The organism is Maribacter polysiphoniae, assembly GCF_003148665.1.
GTDB classification, from domain to species: Bacteria; Bacteroidota; Bacteroidia; order Flavobacteriales; family Flavobacteriaceae; genus Maribacter_A; species Maribacter_A polysiphoniae.
Genome location: NZ_QGGQ01000007.1, coordinates 54064 through 73279 on the forward strand (window position 1 = coordinate 54064; position 19216 = coordinate 73279).

A 19216-nucleotide genomic window follows, 5' to 3' on the forward strand; every position below is an offset into this window, starting at 1 on the left:
TTATTATAGCTCTTTGCGATACGTTCTTCTGCGTTTATATATTTCCGGGTCAAAATGCTTCCATAATTGCTTTATGGCAATATTGTCTGCCAATTCAGGGGTTCGGACACAGTGCTGTATTTTTTTTGCCGTAAACGTCTTGTAGTACTCTTGGAACATGACGGCTGTAACCCCTTTATTTTGATAATCGGGGTGTACCCCGATCAAGTAAAAAATAACTTCTTTACTATATTTTTTGGCCATAAGCATATGAAAGAGACCGAATGGGAACAATTTGCCTTTCGATTTTTGAAGGGCTTGGGAAAATGAGGGCATAACAATACCAAAGGCAATTAGCTTATCATTCTTATCAAGGATGAATTTGATGTATTCAGGATTGATAAAACTGATGTATTTCTTTTTGAAATAGGCCTTTTGTACCTCTGTTATCGGAACAAATGAGGATAAGGAGGAATAGGATTCGTTGAAAAGATCGAACATGGTATCCGCCATGGCCATTACATCCTTTGTTTTGGTATAACTCAATGGTTTTACACCATACCTTCTTTTAACCAATTCACCGGCCTTATCATAGAATTTAGGATGGGCATTGGCAAAAGGGAATCTATTTTCTTCATATTCCTTTTCCTTTACAAAGCCCAATCGCTCATAATGTTTTTGGTAATAGGGATGATTGTACCAGGTAATCATGGTGCCTATTTCCTCGAAGCCCTCGACGAGCACACCCACCTTGTCCAAATTGGAGAACCCTACAGGTCCTTCCATATATTCCAGGTTGTGTTGATGGCCTATGGCCTCAACTTTCTTCAGTAAGGTTTCCGACACCTCGAAATCATCGATAAAATCGAACCATCCAAAACGCATTTTGCTTACTTTTTGTTGGTTGATCTCTATCCAGTTGACAATAGCTGCGACCCTACCTACAGGAATGTCGTTCTTGTATGCCAGGAAAAAACGGGCCTCTGCATTTTTAAAGGCCGGGTTTTTTGATTTGTCAAAGGAATCAAGTTCTTCATTGATAATGGGTGGGACCCAATACGGAGAGTCTTTGTACAATGAAAAAGGAAACTTGACGAATTTTTTTAAATCGGCTTTAGAGGTGGCTTCTTTTAGGGTGACCATACGAATTTTTTGTAAGGTCAATATTAGCAATATTAATCAAGATCAGAAAATTAACCCGTCAATTTTTCATGGTATGGGTGAAGGTTTTTACCGAACATTGGGCATTATCGTCCATTATCCTTTTTTTGCTCCTTTTTAAGTTTTCGAAGTTGCTTTTTGGTCGGACCGAGATCGATGTCCTCTGCACCCCTGCCATTATTCTTTTTCTTTTTTACCTTCTTATTCTTCTTCATGGAGTTTTTCTTGATTTCCCCACCATTCCCATCGGCATTTTGATCCTCGATGGCCTTGGGTTGGTCTTTATGGAAATCAAAGCGGTACGACACACCGGCACTTATAAAAATACGGGAAGGTGTATTCTTGAAACTGGCACCAAGATTTAAATCCGCCTGTAGCTCTTCAGTGAACAAATGGGCCACCCCGCCACGTAGCAGAACATCGGAGTAACGGTCACTGTCGATACCTTGGTTTTCCACGAACACACTCCACTTAGGATTTCTAAAGGCGTGGGAGAGCGAGATGATATAACTCATTTCAGGGAAATCGGTTCCTATACGGTCGTATGCAAGGTTGGAGATAAGGACAAACCTAGGCGATAATCGACTCTGGGTAGCTACCATTACCCGTGGGGATATGGTAGGGTCGCCAACATAGAAAGGGTTGTCGCCCAAAACAAAATTAGCACCGGCATACAGGGCTATTGACGGAATCAAGTTTTTCAATTGAAAAACGTTATTGGCCTTCCAGCTATATAGATTGGGTTTGTCATCCTTGTAACGATCGTAGATCAAATATTTCAATCCAATCCTGTTTCTATAAAAATCGGTTCTGGTTTCACTAAGGTCAAAATTCGCAAACGTAATATTTTGGTTTTGAAACGTACCTTCCCAATTCAGTTCCAATTGCTCGAACAACAAACCATATCGTAAGGAGATGTCGGTGCCTATAATATCACTTTGTGTATTCAATAAATTGTGGTCCTGTTGTTCATAGAACAGACCGGATTCCAACTGAATCACATTCTTACCCACAGCATAAGCACTAACAGATAAGCCAGGTCTATTGGAATTAATGACATCTGTATATTGGGATCTTCCAAGGAAAGGGAGGACCAGACTTATAAAAAGGATATAAAACGTTGATTTTTTCAACTCAAAACAACCGCCCATAGTTTGATTTTATTATTATTTTAAGACTTTTACGTTATTATTACAACGTTAGAATTGTACTTTTGATATAAATTACTGAAAATTAATATGGCTTTTCTGAAAACGATTTTAATAATTCTCTTGGTGTATTATCTGCTAAAAATTTTGGCAAGGTGGTTTGCCCCAAAGATTTTCAGCTATGCAGCAAGAAAGACCGAAGAGCGATTTCGTGAGAACTTCGGTGGTTTTCCCGAACAAGGGAATACCCATGAGGAAAAAGTTGGTGATGTCATAATCGACAAAAAACCATCAAAAAGATCTTCATCCTCTAAAAAAGTTGGTGAATACATCGAGTTTGAGGAACTAGATTGATTATTTTAGCGAAACCAACCACATCCGTAAACCAATGAAGTCAGGTTTAAAAGCTTTTTTTATCCATTTTTTTGTTTTTGTTTTTTTTGTAATCGTTGCCTTGGCATATTTCAGCCCTGTACTACAGGGCAAGGTCATTGAGCAATCCGATATTCGTCAGTATACCGGAATGGCTAAGGAACAGAACGATTTTCGAAAGAAAACAGGGGAAGAACCTTATTGGACGAATAGCGCTTTTGGCGGTATGCCAACCTATCAATTAGGGGCCTATTACCCACATGATTATGTCAAGAAACTGGATCGAGTGATTCGTTTTCTGCCGAGACCTGCCGACTATCTTTTTATTTACTTTTTGGGATTCTATATTTTGCTGTGTTGCCTAAAGGTGGATTATAGGCTGGCAGCCATTGGGGCGTTGGCTTTTGGGTTTTCGACCTATTTGATCATAATACTCGGGGTAGGCCATAACGCAAAAGCCCATGCATTGGCCTATATGCCCATGCTCTTGGGGGGCATCGTACTTACCTTCCGAAAGAAATACCTATGGGGATTTGTGCTGACGGCCATTGCCATGGCTCTTGAAGTAGGTGCCAATCATTATCAAATGACCTATTACTTTATGCTTTTGGTATTGATTTTGGGACTGGTCTATTTATTTTTTGCAATCCGTAAGAATGAATTGCGAAATTTCTTTACTTCTGTAGGGTTACTGTTGGTTGCGGTTGTTCTTGGTATAGCGGCCAATGCCACAGGTTTGATGGCTACAAAGGAATACGCCGATTGGAGTACCCGAGGTACATCCGAACTGACCATTAATCCCGATGGTTCTGCAAAGACAACGGCCAAAGGACTTGATAAAAATTATATTACACAATACAGTTATGGTATCGTGGAGTCGTTGAACTTGTTCGTTCCCCGCTTATTCGGCGGGTCCAATTCCGAGGATTTGGGCAGTGATTCCAAAACATACGACTTTTTGATCGACCAGGGCATTTCAAGAAGTCAGGCGCTGGATTTCTCACGACATTTACCACTTTATTGGGGAGACCAGCCGATCGTTGCCGCACCGGCCTATATCGGTGCCGTGATTCTCTTTTTGTTTTTATTGGGGTTGCTCTTGGTCAAGGGTAGGGCCAAATGGTGGCTCTTGGGAGGGGTAGTCCTGTCCCTTCTTTTGTCATGGGGAAAGAATTTTGGTTTTTTGACGGATTTTATGATCGATTACTTCCCATTTTACAACAAGTTCAGGGCCGTATCATCAATACAGGTGATTATTGAGCTTTGTGCTCCCGTATTGGGTATTTTGGCCTTGAAGGAACTACTGGATCCCACAGTGGAAAAAAGCAGGAAGTTAAAAGCATTGAAGATTTCCTTTTTCACCATGTTGGGGCTTGGTGTAGCCTTGTTTTTGGTTAAGAATACTTTCAGTTTTGAAGGTGCCTCCGATGAAACACTCAAACGCTATTATGGCGATGAGATCCTCTCGCTGATTCGGTTGGATCGGGAAGCGGTGTACACCAGTGATCTTTTACGGACGTTGGTTTTTGTTATTTTGGCAGCCGCGGCGATCTGGTTGTTTTTAAAGGAGAAATTAAAGAGCAATATACTTATCCTGGCCATAGGGGTGTTGATCGTAGTCGATTTGGTCGGTGTGGACCTCCGTTATGTAAATAAGGATGATTTTGTGTCAAAACGAAAAATGGCAGCGCCTTTTCCAGTAACACCAGCAGATCAACAAATATTACAGGACAAAAGTATTTATAGGGTATACGACCCCCAAGAAGGCTTAAATGGGGCACGGACTTCATTCTACCATAAATCCATTGGTGGTTACCATGCGGCCAAACCTGCTAGATTGCAGGATCTATTCGATTTTTATATCTATCAGGGAAATATCGAGATCCTGAATATGCTGAATGTAAAATATGTGGTCCAACAAAATGAGGAGGGTAAGAGTGTGCCAACCTTGAATGCCAATGCCCATGGGAATGCTTGGTTTATAGATAGCTTGATTGGTGTGAATTCGGCCAACGAGGAAATAACAGCCTTGGGAAGTATTGATCTAAAACATGAAGCTGTTGTGAACACTACCGAGTTTTCAAATATAAATCGGTTCGATTTCCAAGTGGATTCATTGGCTACAGTCACTTTAACGGATTATGAACCCAATAATTTGGTCTATAAATCATCGAACCCCAATGCCGGTGTATTGGTGTTTTCCGAAATGTTTTATGAAAATGGTTGGAATGCCTATATCGATGGTCAACGCAAAGACCATTTTAGGGTTAATTATGTTTTACGGGCCTTGAAGGTACCTGAAGGCGACCACACCATAGCGTTTAAATTTGAGCCCCCGATTATAGAAAAAGGCAGTCAAATAACCTTGATAAGTTCCATTTTATTGGGGCTGATCATTCTTGGTGGTATTTTATATTCCGTAAAACGTTCTTCTAAAAAAGAGGAAGACCAATGAAAAAGGTATTGATCGTTACGTACTATTGGCCCCCAGCGGGTGGGCCTGGGGTACAGCGATGGTTGAAATTCGTTAAATACCTACCCGAATTCGGGATAACCCCAATCGTTTATATTCCTGAAAACCCGAATTATCCCATAATCGATGATTCCATTGGGAACGAGGTTCCGGAGGGATTGGTCATTTATAGACATCCCATTCGGGAACCCTATAAAGTAGCGGGGTTTTTCTCTAAAAATGATGCAAAACGCATAAGTTCGGGGATTATAACCACCAAGAACCAATCGTTTTTGGAAAAGGTGATGTTATGGGTACGGGGTAATTTTTTCATTCCGGATGCACGTAAGAATTGGGTAAAGCCATCAGTGCGTTTTTTACAGACCATTATCGAAAAGGAAAATATCGATTGCCTTGTTACCACAGGACCTCCCCATAGTCTTCATTTGATAGGAAACCAATTGAAACAAATTACAAAGGTGAAGTGGTTGGCCGATTTTAGGGATCCATGGACCTCGATAGGCTATCATAAAAAATTAAAGCTAACCCGTAAATCACAGCAAGAACATAAACGGTTGGAGCAGCTGGTGTTGAACAATGCCGATAGGGTCATCGTGACCAGTAACACCACCAAAGAGGAGTTCCAAGGAATCACCCAGAAACCCATTTCAGTCATCACCAATGGGTATGATACCGATATTTCGGTCCCAAAGGTAACGACCAAGGGGTTTACGATTTCGCATATAGGTTCCTTGCTTTCCGGTAGGAACCCTGCGATTTTATGGCAGGTATTGGGTACGATGGTACTCGAGAATGACGAATTTGATTCTTGTTTTAAATTGCGTTTGGCAGGCGTGGTGAGTGAGGATGTACTGCAAAGTATCTATGATGCCGGGTTAAGGGGCCACACTGAATTATTGGGGTATGTGTCCCATGAAGAAGCTGTAAGGTTGCAACAGGAATCCCAGGTCCTTTTATTGGTAGAGATAGATTCCCACGAGACCAAGGGCATATTGCCGGGCAAGTTATATGAATATATGGCTGCTGGGCGACCTATATTGGGTATAGGTCCAAAAGGTTGGGATGCCGCTCGGATCATTGCGGATACCCATTCGGGGTTCAGCTTTGGATATGATGATGAAAATAAATTAAAAGATGTACTTTTAAAGTGGTTCGAGGCCTATAGCAATGATGGCCTGATAATGGATGCACAAGGCATTGAAAAATATAGTCGCAGGGCGCTTACCAGGGAATTAGCCAAACTTATTTAATGGGAATAGTCAGTAAACAAGCATTGAACAACACCATAATCACCTATTTGGGGTTTGGGGTTGCTGCCGTAAATACGCTTTTTCTTTATACCAATTTTTTGACGGATGCCTATTACGGATTGGTAACGGTCATATTATCCACTTCCGCCGTTTTAATGCCCCTCTTGGCATTTGGCGTACCCAATACTTTGGTCAAGTTCTATAGTAGTTTTAAAAAAACGGGAAACACCGAGGCCTTTGAGACCCTTATGTTATTGTTGCCCCTGCTACTTATTCTTCCCATAGCCTTGGTGACTTTTCTTTTTACGGATGCCATAGGGAGCTTTATATCCAAGGAAAATGGTATTGTCAGGAATTATGTATGGTACATTTTCCTGATTGGATTCGCCATGGCATATTTTGAGGTGTTCTACGCATGGGCCAAAGTTCAGATGAAATCTGTTTTTGGTAATTTTATGAAAGAGGTCTTTAATAGGATAGGGGTAATGATCCTTTTGATATTGGTTTATTTCGATAGTATTACGGTAGACTTTTTCCTTAAGGCCCTAGTCGGTTTATATCTTTTGCGAACCTTGATCATGAAGATCTATGCCTATGGTTTAAAAAGACCCAGATTGAATTTTGATTTTCCGGCCAATACACGGGCAATCTTAAGTTATAGTGCCTTGATTATCCTTGGGGGGTCGGCTGCGGTGATTATCCTTGAGATAGACAAAGTAATGATCAACCAATATAAACTCATTGAAAATGTGGCCTATTACGGAGTGGCCATTTATATTGCCACAACCATTATCGTACCTTCTAGGGCCATGCATCAAATCACCTATCCGCTAACGGCGGAATTGTTGAACAATAACGATCATGAAGGATTGGGGTCCTTGTATAAAAAATCCTCTTTGACGCTGTTTATTGCATCGGGTATATTGTTCGTATTGATCATAACCAATTTGAACGATCTGTTCATGGTCCTTCCTGAAGAATACCGGGGTGGCTTCGCTATTGTGTTTCTAATAGGCTTGGCCAAGGTGTACGATTCGGTGTTGGGGATCAACAATGCGATCCTATACAATTCCGATTACTATAAAACCTTATTGGGTATGGGGGTTTTATTAGCGGTCCTAGTCATACTGCTTAACATGCTTTTCATTCCGAAATATGGACTTTATGGGGCTGCATTGGCGACCTTCATTGCAATTTCAATCTACAATACCATAAAATTATTTTTTGTCCGTGCCAAATTCAAAATAATGCCCTTCACCATGGAGACCCTAAAAGTAGGTGGACTTCTACTTTTTTTAGGTGGTGTGTTTTATATGGTCAACCTGCCATTTCATTCGCTAGTGAATATTGTGGTCAAGGGTACCATCACCACCGTGCTATATCTAGGGGTCCTATATCGGTTTAAGATTTCAGAGGATGTTTATCGGATGCTTTCAAAGTATTTAAAAAGATAAACCCTGACGGGAATATTCCACATCAGGGTTTAAACAACCAACCAACCTAAAAACTATCTTTATGGGACCCGAATTTCAAAAGCCGCAAGCTTATTGAAATACGTTGGTCGAACCAACCCTGACAGAATCGCCAGGGTCTTCGTTCTTCTATTCTTTACTGTCTACTAGAGCTTCTTCCTTTAGAGCTTCTAGAGCTACTACTCCTTGTTGCAACACTTCTACTTTTGGAAGCAGCTTTTCGTACGGTACTTTTACTAGTACTACGACTTGATGGCCTTTGGGCAACGGACCTTTGGGTTCTTGTAGAGGTAGTGCTACGTACGTTTTTGTTCGTGGTTCTACTTACAGGTTTCTTGTACGTGGTGGTACTTCTTGTTACCGTGGTTCTTCGAGGCGTTTGTGTTACTGTCCGTTTGGTAGTTGTATTGCGTTGTGGTGTCCTTACCGATGTTGATCGTTGGGCTACACTACGGTTATTCACGGATTTTGTTTGAACGCTCTTGGATCTATTGACTGTCGATCTATTGGCAACATTGGCAGAGGAACGATTCGAACGGGTTCCAGCATTTCTGGCTACAGTACCTCTTTGGGTATTTGATCTATAGTTCTTGTTTGAATCATTGTTCCTGTTTACCGTTCTATTACTTCGTGCCACATCATTTCTTCGGGTATTGTTCACTCTGCGTTGGGCAACCCTTTTATCATTTCTGTAAATAGTGGCTCTTTCACGACGTACTTGGTTATATCTATGTTCCCTTCCGATTTTGGCATAAGCTCTTCGTGTATTATAGTGATATGGTCTATAATAGGTATATCGGTAAGGTGTATAATACCTTCTGTAGGGTCTCTGGTATACTAACGAAAATCCGATTGCGGGTCTTAAAAAGAACCTGTGGAAAGGTCTGTATACATAGTGTCTGTTGTAAACATTGATGTATCCTGTATGGTGATCATAGAATCCGTTATGGTTGTAATAAACATACATGCCACCCATTCTGAAAACCCTATTGTTCCTATAACGTATATCAACATCACCAATTTGGGTCACACGACCATAGTGGTCATAATAAATAGGTACGTTCTCTACTTGGATAACGGCACCATAATCATCGTATTGGGCATAAGGACTATAATCATATCCGGAATTCATGGTTATTCCATTATTACGTCCGGATACATAATTCTCAATATAAAAATCGAATTCACCATCGGGAAATACTGAAAACGTAATGCCTTGCTCAATAAAAATGAACGAGTTGTTGTTTGTATAAGCATTGCGTGTTGCAACCTTATCTTCAACGGTACTAGCCATGGTTCCAGAGGTACCAAATACGAGGGCTGTTAAAAGAAGTACTAAATTTCTCATGATATAAGGTTTTAATTCCCGAATGCAACTATTTACATTCGATTAGTATATACCAAACAACGTGCCAAAAAATAGTTTACGATTGTAATCAACTGATAAACAGCCAAATAAAACTATATGTAAATATGGGGAAAGTCGTAGCTTTCCTTTTTTACAGGAAAAACAACGCCCGATCATAAAGGTGGTACCACCCAATAGGGCCTTTCTGATTTAAATAAATAGTAGAGTGGTCCGGTTATAGTTTTTCCTTTAAGTAATTAGCAGTAAAGGAGGATTTGTTTTTAATGATTTCCTCAGGCGTGCCTTGTGCCAATAGTTGTCCGCCATTTTCGCCACCTTCGGGACCAAGGTCAATAATATGGTCGGCACATTTGATAAGTTCGATATTGTGTTCGATGACTATGACCGAGTGCCCTTTTGATATTAAGGCATCAAATGACTTCAACAATTTTTTAATGTCATGGAAGTGCAATCCGGTCGTTGGTTCATCAAAAATGAACAAAGCTTTGTCTTTCGTGGTCCCTTTTACCAGGAAAGAAGCAAGTTTGATCCGTTGGGCCTCACCACCGGAAAGGGTAGAGGAGGATTGCCCTAAAGTGACATACCCAAGTCCCACTTCCCGTAAGGGGCTTAACTTGCCTACAATTTTATGCTGTCCATGTTTTTCGAAAAAATCGATGGCATCATCAATTGTCATATTCAGTACATCGGCAATATTGGCTCCTTCGAAAGTAACTTCCAAGACTTCTTTTTTGAACCGTTTGCCATTACAGGTATCACATTCCAAATGTACATCGGCCATAAACTGCATCTCTACGGTTATTTCACCTTCTCCCTTACATTTTTCACAGCGGCCACCATCGACATTAAAAGAAAAATGTTTGGCTTGGTACGCCCTGATCTTACTTAACTTTTGTGCCGCAAACAAGGCCCTGATATCGTCATAGGCCTTAATATAGGTTACCGGGTTTGATCGTGAGGACCTTCCTATAGGGTTCTGATCAACAAATTCGACATGTTTGATGGAATCGTATTTGCCTTCTACGGAAGTAAACTGTCCCGCTTTCTGACCATAACCTCCAACATTCTTAAGAATTATCGGATAGAGCAACTTTTTTACCAATGTACTTTTTCCACTACCGGAAACGCCGGTTATGACCGTCAACATGTTCAAGGGAAAGGTAACATCGATATTTTTTAGGTTGTTTTCCCTAGCGCCCTTGATTTCAATATAATTTTTAGAGACCCTTCTTTTTTTAGGGACTTCGATTTTAAGGGTGCCGTTCAAATATCCAGCGGTAAGGGAAGATGACTTAAGGATTTCGGTCAACGTGCCGTGAGCGACCACTTCGCCACCGTGGGTTCCTGCTTCAGGCCCAATATCGATAACTTCATCGGCGGCATTCATAATATCCTCATCATGTTCAACCACGATAACGGTATTGCCGAGATCCCGAAGGGATTTCAAAACGTCTATAAGGTTCTCGGTATCCTTGGGGTGCAAACCGATACTGGGTTCATCAAGGATATACATGGAACCGACAAGACTACTGCCCAACGAAGTCGCCAAATTAATACGTTGGCTTTCACCACCGGAAAGTGTATTCGATTTTCGGTTCAGGGTTAGGTAATTGAGTCCGACTTTTTCCAGGAATCCCAATCGGGTATGTATTTCCTTCAATAGCCTGTTCGCAATTTGGGCATCATGGTCATTGAGGGAAAGTTGTTTGAAAAAAGCGGTTAATTTATCAATGGGTAATTCCACCAAATCCGTAATCGACTTACCGCTGATTTTTACATATTCGGTTTCCTTTCGTAAACGTTTGCCACGACATTCGCTACATTTTGTCTTTCCTCGATACCGGGATAACATGACCCGGTTTTGTATTTTGTAACTTTTATCCTCCAAGAGGCTAAAGAACTTATGCAACCCGGTAAAATGGGAATTACCGTTCCAAACCAATTGTTTTTGGTCTTCGGTTAGCTCAAACCATGGCTTGTGGATGGGGAAATCAAATTTATAGGCATGGTTCACCAATTCATCGCGATACCAACCCATACTTTCACCCCTCCAAGGGAATATGGCATTTTCATAGACAGAAAGTGCCGTATTGGGTATGACCAAATCCTCATCGATACCAATGACGTCTCCATATCCTTCACATTTAGGGCAGGCACCATAGGGGTTGTTGAAACTGAAAAGGTGTACATTGGGTTCTAGAAAAGACATCCCGTCTTTTTCGAATTTATTGTTGAAAACGGTTTGCTTCCCTGTTTTAAGCTCTTCGATGACACATTCCCCTTTCCCTTCAAAGAATGCGGTATCGACAGCATTTGCCAGACGATTGTAAAAATCCTCGTCATCCTTGGTAATGATCCTGTCGATGACCAGATTGAATTCACGGCCAATATCTTCAGGGGCGGCATCGATACGAATAACCTTATCATTATGTTTTATTCGGGCATATCCTTGTTTAGAGAATAATTGCAATGATTTTATGGGGTCCCGATCTTCTTTGATGACTATTGGCGCCAAGAGCAGGAGTTTTTCCCCTTCATCATACTGTTGAACGTAATCAACAACATCACTGACCGTATGTTTTTTTACCTCTTCCCCCGATATCGGGGAAATCGTCCTACCGATACGGGCAAATAACAATTTAAGGTAATCGTAAATCTCGGTCGTAGTGCCTACTGTTGAACGCGGGTTGGTGGAATTGACTTTTTGTTCAATGGCAATGGCAGGGGCTATACCTTTAATATAATCTACCTTGGGTTTGTTCAGTTTACCTAAAAACTGGCGTGCATAGGAAGAAAGACTTTCCACATATCTACGTTGTCCTTCGGCGTATAAGGTATCAAACGCCAAACTCGATTTCCCGGAACCCGAAAGTCCTGTAATCACAACCAATTTGTTCCTGGGTATGACAACGTCAATATTTTTTAAATTGTGCAGTTTCGCACCCTTTATGATAATATTATTCTTGGGATTTATGTCTTGTAATTTGGGCATATTCTTGATTAGGCCGCAAAGATACAATATGTGGGATGCATTTGCCAGTAAAGCATGTGCTTGCCTCTAATTTATTGATAATTACACGACTATTTTTTTATAACCTATTATTTTCTCTATATTTGAACATAATAAAATGTTAAGACGCCTATAGCAAGACAATTACTTTTTTAAAATTAGTGTAACCCCAAAAAGGCTTTTCCTAAAAGGACTGGCCCCTAGTTTTAACTTTAAAAAGTAATTGACATGGAACTTCAAATAGCAGACTCCCTACTTATACAGAATTACATCAATGGAGACGAACGCGCTCTAGAAACCCTTATAAAAAGGCATAACCAAAGACTTAGTAGTTTTATCTACTCAAAGGTCAATGATCGTGAGATAACCGAGGATATTTTTCAGGACACCTTTATTAAGGTAATACGCACCCTGAAAAAGGGGAAGTATAATGAAGAGGGTAAATTTCTGCCCTGGGTCATGCGTATTGCACACAACCTTATTATAGACCATTTTAGAAAGAACCGTAGAATGCCCTATTTCGAGGCTTCCAATACGTTCGATATATTTTCCGTGGTCCATGATGAGAAATTGAATATTGAAAAACAAATCATCAAAGACCAGATTGATGAGGACTTGGTCTTACTTATTGAGGAGTTGCCCGTTGATCAGCGGGATGTTCTGGTCATGCGTATGTATAAGGATATGAGTTTTAAGGAAATTTCCGAAAATACGGGGGTCAGTATCAATACAGCCTTGGGACGTATGCGCTATGCATTGATCAATCTGAGGAAAATTATAGACGAACACAATATCGTTTTAACGAATTAATCATTACCTGTGTCGACAAACCTATTATTTCGACGAATATTAAGGTCTTAGGTCGAACGTATTTATTATATTGAACCTTGTAGCGTTTTCATAATGAAACAATACTTAAATAGATATGGGGAAATTTTACGTCGAGAAAAAGAAAAAGTATGAAAAGGTGATGGCTAAACCAGAAACCATTGATTTTTTATTAAACTATTCCAAGTCATTGAAAATTAATGATATTAAAGGAGTCAAGTTCGAAAGCAACATGAATTGAAGTTTTATTGATACAAGAGAAAAGCCCTTATTACTGCTGTAATAGGGGCTTTTTTATTTTCAGGATGTTGTGGATGGTACTTGTGCATTACGATTATACCCCATAGGATGTCAAAAAGAAGACCATTATGGTCATTGGTCGAGGTAACTGGGATTTCCTTGGATTATTGTATTAAAAATCAAAAATGATTGTTTCACATCATAATAGGTGCATTTGACAACATAGTTTTTTCCACACCCCTCTATTTATCTAGTTTTAGGTCATAATTAAAGAATAGCACATATTTCGAAAGAAAGGTGCCAGACTCAAAGTAAAGACCGAATAACTATAAATCAAGCTTTAGGAAACGAAGCTCTAAACTTAAAAAAGTACTTTGTATGGAACTACAAATTGAAGATTCAATACTAGTAAGGGATTATATCAGCGGAGACGAAAAAGCCCTTGAAATTCTTATCAACCGACACAATCAACGAGTATCAAGTTTTATTTATTCCAAAGTATTGGATAGGGATATCACTGAGGATATCTTTCAGGATACCTTTATTAAAGTGATCAAGACCTTAAAGAAGGGTACATATAGTGAGGAAGGTAAATTTTTACCATGGGTGATGCGAATTGCCCACAACCTTATAATCGATCATTTCAGGAAGAACAAAAGAATGCCGATGTTCGAGGGTAGTGATGATTTCAATATTTTTTCTGTAATAGGGGACGATAAATTGAATGCCGAAAAGCAATTGATCAAAGACCAGATAAATACGGATTTAAGATATTTGGTGGATGAGTTGCCGGACGATCAACGTGAAGTACTTGTGATGCGCATCTACAAAGACATGAGCTTCAAGGAAATTTCAGAGAACACGGGAGTAAGTATCAATACGGCCCTTGGGAGAATGCGTTATGCACTTATCAACCTTCGAAAAATCATAGATAAAAACAACATCGTTCTTACAAATTCTTAGGGGGAAGTATAGTTATAACAATATTTTGATATTAGTTGCGTTATCTTATCATAACAAGACTATTATCAATATGGAAAAAATTTACTTTGAGAACCCCCAAAAAAATAGTCCAGTAATGGCCTGTAAAGAAACAATCCAGTTTTTGACCAATTTTTCTAAGTCACTCTGTATTGTCAATCAAAACAAAATGCAGTTCGAATTGAACTTAAACTAATAAAGAAACCCGTTTTTAGCGGGTTTTTTTGTGTTTAAGATAATCGTTCAGTACTGATTTTCTACCTATTGTCTTGGTAATTATATCCTTATCAAGGTCCCATCCCCTTGCCGGTGAATACTCACGGCCATACCAAATGATCTGTAAGTGAAGGTCATTCCATAATTCCTTGGGAAATATGCGTTTGGCATCCTTCTCGGTCTGTACCACATTCTTACCATTTGTGAATCCCCATCGATACATTAATCGATGTATATGCGTATCCACAGGAAATGCCGGTATGCCGAAGGCTTGGGAAACCACAACACTGGCGGTCTTATGTCCGACCGAAGGAAACTCCTCCAATTGCGCTAGATCCTTAGGGACCACCCCGTCGTATTTATCGATCAAGATTTGGGAAAGACCATGTATACCTTTCGATTTCATGGGCGATAGTCCCACGGGTTTTATGATTTCCCGGATCTCATCGACAGACATTTTAACCATATCATAGGGGTTGTCGGCTCTTTCAAAAAGTAAAGGCGTAATTTGATTTACCCTAACATCGGTACTTTGGGCCGATAACAATACGGCGATCAAAAGGGTATAGGGATCTTTATGGTCTAAGGGAACGGGTATGGTAGGATAGAATTCCCGCAATGTCCTTATTACATAATCGACCTTTTCTTTTTTTGTCATTTTAAGCTTACTTTAGCTATTGATAAAGAATTGCTAATTTAGAAAAATCGACTATGAAAACACTACAAGTGGGTGATAAAGTCCCAGAGTTCATTTCAAAGGATCAAGACGGTAATACGATACGACTTTCCGATTACCATGGGAAAAAGTTAATCGTTTTTTTCTATCCCAAGGCCAGCACACCCGGATGTACCGCTGAGGCGTGTAATCTAAGGGATAATTACAGTGTACTGCAATCGCAAGGATACGAATTGTTGGGGGTTAGTGCCGATTCGGAAAAAAGACAGACCAATTTCAGGAATAAATACGATTTTCCATTTCCACTTTTGGCCGATGAGGACCATACCGTGATCAATACTTTCGGGGTCTGGGGGCCAAAGAAATTTATGGGACGGGAATATGACGGTATCCACAGAAAAACCTTTGTGGTCAATGAGGAAGGTGTGGTAACCAAGGTTATCGATAAGGTGAAGACAAAGGACCATGCCGCCCAGCTGCTTGACTGATTGTTCTTTCGGTATTATGGCATACAAAAACGTCCCAACCTTTTCGTTGGGACGTTTTTTATATTGTATTTGAAATCCTTAGGGATTTACTCGTTCTTGATTTCGACTTTTCGGTTAAATAATTTTTTCTCCTTAATGATTTCGGCAATCCCTTCAGGCAGTGAATCTTCCCAACCTTTTTCGTTGTTGACGATTTTCTTGAAGACATCCCTTGAGAAAATATCCATGATCTCCGGGTCGTAGTCGATGATATCCATGACTTTGCCATTGTATTTAAAGAACTTGTAAAGTTCCTTCATTCGAGGGTGAACCTTGATGTTGTTACTGGTCATGATCTGTCCGGTTTCCGGATTTTTCATCGGATAAAGGTATACCTGCAGTTCCTTAAAGAACAATTTACCGAAGGCTTCCAATATACCACCGCTTAAATGGCGATAATATTTTTCATCAAAGATATCGACCAGGTTGTTTACCCCCATGGTAAGCCCAATCTTGGCTTTGGTGTAATTGTTGAAATATTCGACCAATTTATAGTACTCCTGAAAATTGGATATCATTACCGTATGTCCCATGGAACAGAGTAACTCGGCCCTATCCATAAAATCGCGCTCATCGATCTCCCCGGATGCTTTCAGGTTCGATAACGTGATTTCAAAAATAACGATGGTCTTACTTTCATCAACGGCCCGGTCGCGAATGAAAATATCGTATGATTTTTGGAGCATATCCATATTTACCTTGGTAACGGGTCTAAAACTACCCCTTAAGGCCAATATGTTTTTCTTGTACAGTTTGGCTGCGGGCAATAGGTTGTTGCCATCAGGACCGAACATTACGGCATCGGTCATGTCATTACGAATCAATTGTAGACTCATTAACCTGTTGTCGACACCCTTGAAATTGGGTCCTGAGAAATTGACCATATCAATCTCTATGGTGTCCTTGTCGATATGATCGTAAAGGTATTTTAGTAATTTTCTGGGTTTGTGATATTTATAGAATGCACCATAGATCAAGTTAACACCTAAAATCCCCAAGGTCTCTTGCTGCAAGCGCGCTTCATTTTGTTTAAAGCGAACGTGTAGTATAATTTCGTCGAATTCCTTTTGGTCGGGCTCCAATTGAAAGCGGATACCCAGCCAGCCGTGACCTTTATATCGTTTTGAAAAATCGATGGTTGCTACCGTGTTGGCGTATGAAAAGAACAATCGATCGGGGTGTTTGTCCCTAGTGATCCGTTCCTCCATCAAACGCATTTCATGGGAAAGCATGGTTTTGAGACGAGGTTGTGACACATATCTGCCATCCGCCTCCACACCATAAATGGCATCACTGAATTCCTTATCATAGGCACTCATGGCCTTGGCTATGGTGCCAGAAGCTCCACCAGCCCTAAAAAAATGTCGGGCAGTTTCTTGTCCGGCTCCAATTTCCGCAAAAGTACCGTAAATGTCTGGATTTAAGTTTATCCTCAAGGTCTTGGCCTTGATAGAAGGGATGTTCTCAAATGCAGTGTCTCTTTTTAGAAATGAAGACATATATTGGTTTTTGTTTGCGGTAAAGTTAATAAGATTGACTTAGCTATTAAATAAATATGTTATAAATTTGAAATAAACAGATGAAGGGTTGAAAATTACATTTTTGGGCACGGGAACATCACAGGGAATCCCTGTAATAGGGAGTAACCATCCGGTTTGTTTGAGTAAGGACCCGAAAGACAAACGACTACGTGTCTCCGTGCTACTTTCCTGGGAGGATTATAATTTCGTTATAGATTGCGGGCCCGATTTTAGGCAACAGATGTTGACACGGAAAGTTGACAAGCTTCATGGTATACTTTTTACCCATGAGCATGCTGACCATACAGCAGGTATTGATGATATTCGGCCTTTTTTCTTCCGGCAGGGTGATATTCCCATTTATGCCCATAAACGTGTTGTGGAATCCCTAAAAACCCGATTTGATTATATCTTTACCGATGTAGACCGTTATCCCGGTGCACCGGGCGTAGCGATCAATATCATTAAGAATGATTCCCCTTTTACGATAGGGGGGCAGCAGGTAATCCCCATCAATGCACGTCATGATCGCATACAGGTTTTTGGATTCCGGATCAAGGATTTCACCTATCTGACCGATGTAAAGACGATTGAGGAATCAGAGGTCGAAAAAATAAAGGGGAGTAAGGTCTTGGTCGTAAATGCTTTAAGGAAGGAGCCACACCATTCCCATTTTAACCTTGAGGATGCCTTGGCCCTTATTGATAAGGTGAAACCTGAAAAAGCATACTTGACCCATATCAGTCATTTATTGGGTTTTCATGAGGAAGTGGAAAAAAAATTGCCAAAAGATGTACATTTGGCTTATGATAATCTTCAAATAACCCTTTAGGTATCGTACCATGAAAAATAAATTGTTCTTATACCTTTTTGTGTTCACCGCTTTAATCTGTCTGTTTTTATTCGTGAGCAACGGTAATATGCAGAAGGCGAAGGATGCAAAACTCGCTAAATTGGAAAATACGGTCACAGCCTTGGAAGATTCCCTTCAAGATTCCCAGTTGAAGGTTTTGGATATGCAGTATTTCTCACTTGAGAATAACGATGATGCCTTGGCGTATTACGATCATTTGGAATTGGAGGATCCCAGTCGTTATATTGCCGATAAATTGTTGGAAACCAATGAATCCAAAGGGGATAATCCATTGATTCCCTATGAGGGCATGGAAAGTGATTTTAAATTGAACAAAATCAAGATCCTTAACCACAAGTGGATCGTAGCCGACTTTTCAGATGGCAAATACTGGGGAGAACTATTGATAAAGTATGAGTTGAAAGATGATATGGGGGTCGATTTCACTTTGATAGACCATCTTCTATATACCCGTACGAACTAGATCTTATCCTGTAACCACTTGTTGAAGGAATAAAAATTTTGTGGGGCGACACCATGTCCTACAGGAAATTCCTCATATACATGTTCAACGCCCAAAGCGGAAAGGGTCTCCGGTATTTTTTGCGCCCATGCTGGCGGAATGACCTGGTCTACCTGTCCGTGGGAAGCATAAATCCTCAAACTGCCAAAGTCCTTTTTTGAAGGATCCCCGGAAATGATATTTTCATTGATATATCCACTAAGGGCAACCACATTCTTTATTTTTTCAGGATAGGATAGGGCTACGGCATAACTCAGGATTGTACCTTGGCTAAAACCCAAAAGGGTTATACGCTGGCTGTCCAACCCATAAGTATCACAGGCCTCATCAATAAAGGAAACTATTTTTTCCCGGGATTCCTTGGCTTGTTCATCGTCACTCCATTTGCCCTTGTCGGCATCAAAATTTATGGCATACCAAGCATGGCCATAAGGTTCCAATGGATATGGGGCACGAACCGATATTATGCACAATTCCTCTGGTAGTTCGGGGGCAAAGGAGAATAGATCTTCCTCATTGCTGCCATAACCATGGAACATAAACAAAACGGGGGGCTTTCCTTCTTTTAGAACGGAAGGCCTTATCAAATGGGTCAAAGAAAGTTGGGCTGTTGTCATA

At 40.4% G+C, this 19216-nt stretch carries 16 protein-coding genes; 9 read left to right on the forward strand and 7 right to left on the reverse strand.

Annotation, left to right across the window (positions count from 1 at the left end):
* Nucleotides 1–3: 3 nt before the first annotated feature.
* Nucleotides 4–1122, reverse strand: coding sequence for a GTP cyclohydrolase (locus tag LX92_RS14540; RefSeq protein ID WP_109652029.1), 1119 nt, complete (start codon nucleotides 1120–1122; stop codon nucleotides 4–6).
* A gap of 104 nt (nucleotides 1123–1226) precedes the next feature.
* Nucleotides 1227–2291 carry a transporter gene (locus tag LX92_RS14545; RefSeq protein ID WP_109652030.1) on the reverse strand — a complete coding sequence of 355 codons (1065 nt, stop codon included), beginning with the start codon at nucleotides 2289–2291 and terminating at the stop codon, nucleotides 1227–1229.
* 87 nt (nucleotides 2292–2378) lie between these two features.
* Between LX92_RS14545 and LX92_RS14550 the strand changes: the two genes are divergently transcribed.
* The 4 genes from LX92_RS14550 to LX92_RS14565 are packed head-to-tail and all read left to right on the forward strand — an operon-like array spanning nucleotide 2379 to nucleotide 7837.
* Nucleotides 2379–2642, forward strand: a complete 264-nt coding sequence (locus LX92_RS14550; protein ID WP_109652033.1) for a DUF4834 family protein — start codon at nucleotides 2379–2381, stop codon at nucleotides 2640–2642.
* 34 nt (nucleotides 2643–2676) lie between these two features.
* A complete protein-coding gene (locus LX92_RS14555) occupies nucleotides 2677–5115 on the forward strand; it encodes a YfhO family protein (RefSeq protein ID WP_109652036.1) in 2439 nt (812 codons plus the stop codon).
* A complete protein-coding gene (locus LX92_RS14560; protein ID WP_109652039.1) occupies nucleotides 5112–6383 on the forward strand; it encodes a glycosyltransferase family 4 protein in 1272 nt (423 codons plus the stop codon). Before LX92_RS14555 ends, LX92_RS14560 begins: the two co-directional genes overlap by 4 nt.
* Nucleotides 6383–7837 (forward strand): lipopolysaccharide biosynthesis protein, encoded by a 1455-nt coding sequence (locus LX92_RS14565; RefSeq protein ID WP_109652042.1) that lies wholly within the window; start codon nucleotides 6383–6385, stop codon nucleotides 7835–7837. Before LX92_RS14560 ends, LX92_RS14565 begins: the two co-directional genes overlap by 1 nt.
* Nucleotides 7838–7991: 154 nt before the next feature.
* Here LX92_RS14565 and LX92_RS14570 read toward each other — a convergent pair whose 3' ends face one another.
* Nucleotides 7992–9203, reverse strand: coding sequence for a hypothetical protein (locus LX92_RS14570; protein WP_109652045.1), 1212 nt, complete (start codon nucleotides 9201–9203; stop codon nucleotides 7992–7994).
* Between the two features lie 235 nt (nucleotides 9204–9438).
* Nucleotides 9439–12216 carry an excinuclease ABC subunit UvrA gene (uvrA, locus tag LX92_RS14575; RefSeq protein ID WP_109652049.1) on the reverse strand — a complete coding sequence of 926 codons (2778 nt, stop codon included), beginning with the start codon at nucleotides 12214–12216 and terminating at the stop codon, nucleotides 9439–9441.
* A gap of 246 nt (nucleotides 12217–12462) precedes the next feature.
* On the opposite strand from uvrA, the gene LX92_RS14580 reads away from it, so the two are divergent.
* Complete coding sequence (locus tag LX92_RS14580) at nucleotides 12463–13044, forward strand: sigma-70 family RNA polymerase sigma factor (protein ID WP_109652052.1); 582 nt, start codon at nucleotides 12463–12465, stop codon at nucleotides 13042–13044.
* Between the two features lie 636 nt (nucleotides 13045–13680).
* Nucleotides 13681–14265 carry an RNA polymerase sigma factor gene (locus LX92_RS14585; protein ID WP_109652055.1) on the forward strand — a complete coding sequence of 195 codons (585 nt, stop codon included), beginning with the start codon at nucleotides 13681–13683 and terminating at the stop codon, nucleotides 14263–14265.
* A gap of 229 nt (nucleotides 14266–14494) precedes the next feature.
* Here LX92_RS14585 and LX92_RS14590 read toward each other — a convergent pair whose 3' ends face one another.
* The gene (locus tag LX92_RS14590) at nucleotides 14495–15157 is read right to left on the reverse strand and encodes an endonuclease III domain-containing protein (RefSeq protein ID WP_109652058.1); all 663 of its coding nucleotides are present in this window, start codon (nucleotides 15155–15157) and stop codon (nucleotides 14495–14497) included.
* Between the two features lie 53 nt (nucleotides 15158–15210).
* On the opposite strand from LX92_RS14590, the gene bcp reads away from it, so the two are divergent.
* Entirely contained in the window at nucleotides 15211–15663 is a 453-nt protein-coding gene (gene bcp, locus LX92_RS14595) for a thioredoxin-dependent thiol peroxidase (RefSeq protein WP_109652062.1), read from the forward strand.
* 86 nt (nucleotides 15664–15749) lie between these two features.
* On the opposite strand, the gene LX92_RS14600 is transcribed toward bcp, so the two are convergent.
* Nucleotides 15750–17201, reverse strand: coding sequence for a nicotinate-nucleotide adenylyltransferase (locus LX92_RS14600; protein ID WP_109652065.1), 1452 nt, complete (start codon nucleotides 17199–17201; stop codon nucleotides 15750–15752).
* A gap of 88 nt (nucleotides 17202–17289) precedes the next feature.
* Here LX92_RS14600 and LX92_RS14605 point away from each other — a divergent pair, with 88 nt between their 5' ends.
* On the forward strand, nucleotides 17290–18054 hold the full coding sequence (locus tag LX92_RS14605) for an MBL fold metallo-hydrolase (RefSeq protein ID WP_109652068.1): 765 nt from the start codon (nucleotides 17290–17292) through the stop codon (nucleotides 18052–18054).
* Between the two features lie 10 nt (nucleotides 18055–18064).
* Complete coding sequence (locus LX92_RS14610; RefSeq protein ID WP_109652071.1) at nucleotides 18065–18559, forward strand: hydrolase; 495 nt, start codon at nucleotides 18065–18067, stop codon at nucleotides 18557–18559.
* Here LX92_RS14610 and LX92_RS14615 read toward each other — a convergent pair.
* Complete coding sequence (locus LX92_RS14615; protein WP_109652074.1) at nucleotides 18556–19215, reverse strand: alpha/beta hydrolase; 660 nt, start codon at nucleotides 19213–19215, stop codon at nucleotides 18556–18558. The two genes, LX92_RS14610 and LX92_RS14615, sit on opposite strands and share 4 nt — an antisense overlap.
* Nucleotide 19216 lies beyond the last annotated feature (1 nt).

What these genes read in the sequence shown, in the direction of transcription:
- LX92_RS14540 (WP_109652029.1), bottom strand. Translation starts at nt 1,122, where the DNA reads ATGGTCACCCTAAAAGAAGCCACCTCTAAAGCCGATTTAAAAAAATTC.
- LX92_RS14545 (WP_109652030.1), bottom strand. Translation starts at nt 2,291, where the DNA reads ATGGGCGGTTGTTTTGAGTTGAAAAAATCAACGTTTTATATCCTTTTT.
- LX92_RS14550 (WP_109652033.1), top strand. Translation starts at nt 2,379, where the DNA reads ATGGCTTTTCTGAAAACGATTTTAATAATTCTCTTGGTGTATTATCTG.
- LX92_RS14555 (WP_109652036.1), top strand. Translation starts at nt 2,677, where the DNA reads ATGAAGTCAGGTTTAAAAGCTTTTTTTATCCATTTTTTTGTTTTTGTT.
- LX92_RS14560 (WP_109652039.1), top strand. Translation starts at nt 5,112, where the DNA reads ATGAAAAAGGTATTGATCGTTACGTACTATTGGCCCCCAGCGGGTGGG.
- LX92_RS14565 (WP_109652042.1), top strand. Translation starts at nt 6,383, where the DNA reads ATGGGAATAGTCAGTAAACAAGCATTGAACAACACCATAATCACCTAT.
- LX92_RS14570 (WP_109652045.1), bottom strand. Translation starts at nt 9,203, where the DNA reads ATGAGAAATTTAGTACTTCTTTTAACAGCCCTCGTATTTGGTACCTCT.
- uvrA (WP_109652049.1), bottom strand. Translation starts at nt 12,216, where the DNA reads ATGCCCAAATTACAAGACATAAATCCCAAGAATAATATTATCATAAAG.
- LX92_RS14580 (WP_109652052.1), top strand. Translation starts at nt 12,463, where the DNA reads ATGGAACTTCAAATAGCAGACTCCCTACTTATACAGAATTACATCAAT.
- LX92_RS14585 (WP_109652055.1), top strand. Translation starts at nt 13,681, where the DNA reads ATGGAACTACAAATTGAAGATTCAATACTAGTAAGGGATTATATCAGC.
- LX92_RS14590 (WP_109652058.1), bottom strand. Translation starts at nt 15,157, where the DNA reads ATGACAAAAAAAGAAAAGGTCGATTATGTAATAAGGACATTGCGGGAA.
- bcp (WP_109652062.1), top strand. Translation starts at nt 15,211, where the DNA reads ATGAAAACACTACAAGTGGGTGATAAAGTCCCAGAGTTCATTTCAAAG.
- LX92_RS14600 (WP_109652065.1), bottom strand. Translation starts at nt 17,201, where the DNA reads ATGTCTTCATTTCTAAAAAGAGACACTGCATTTGAGAACATCCCTTCT.
- LX92_RS14610 (WP_109652071.1), top strand. Translation starts at nt 18,065, where the DNA reads ATGAAAAATAAATTGTTCTTATACCTTTTTGTGTTCACCGCTTTAATC.
- LX92_RS14615 (WP_109652074.1), bottom strand. Translation starts at nt 19,215, where the DNA reads ATGACAACAGCCCAACTTTCTTTGACCCATTTGATAAGGCCTTCCGTT.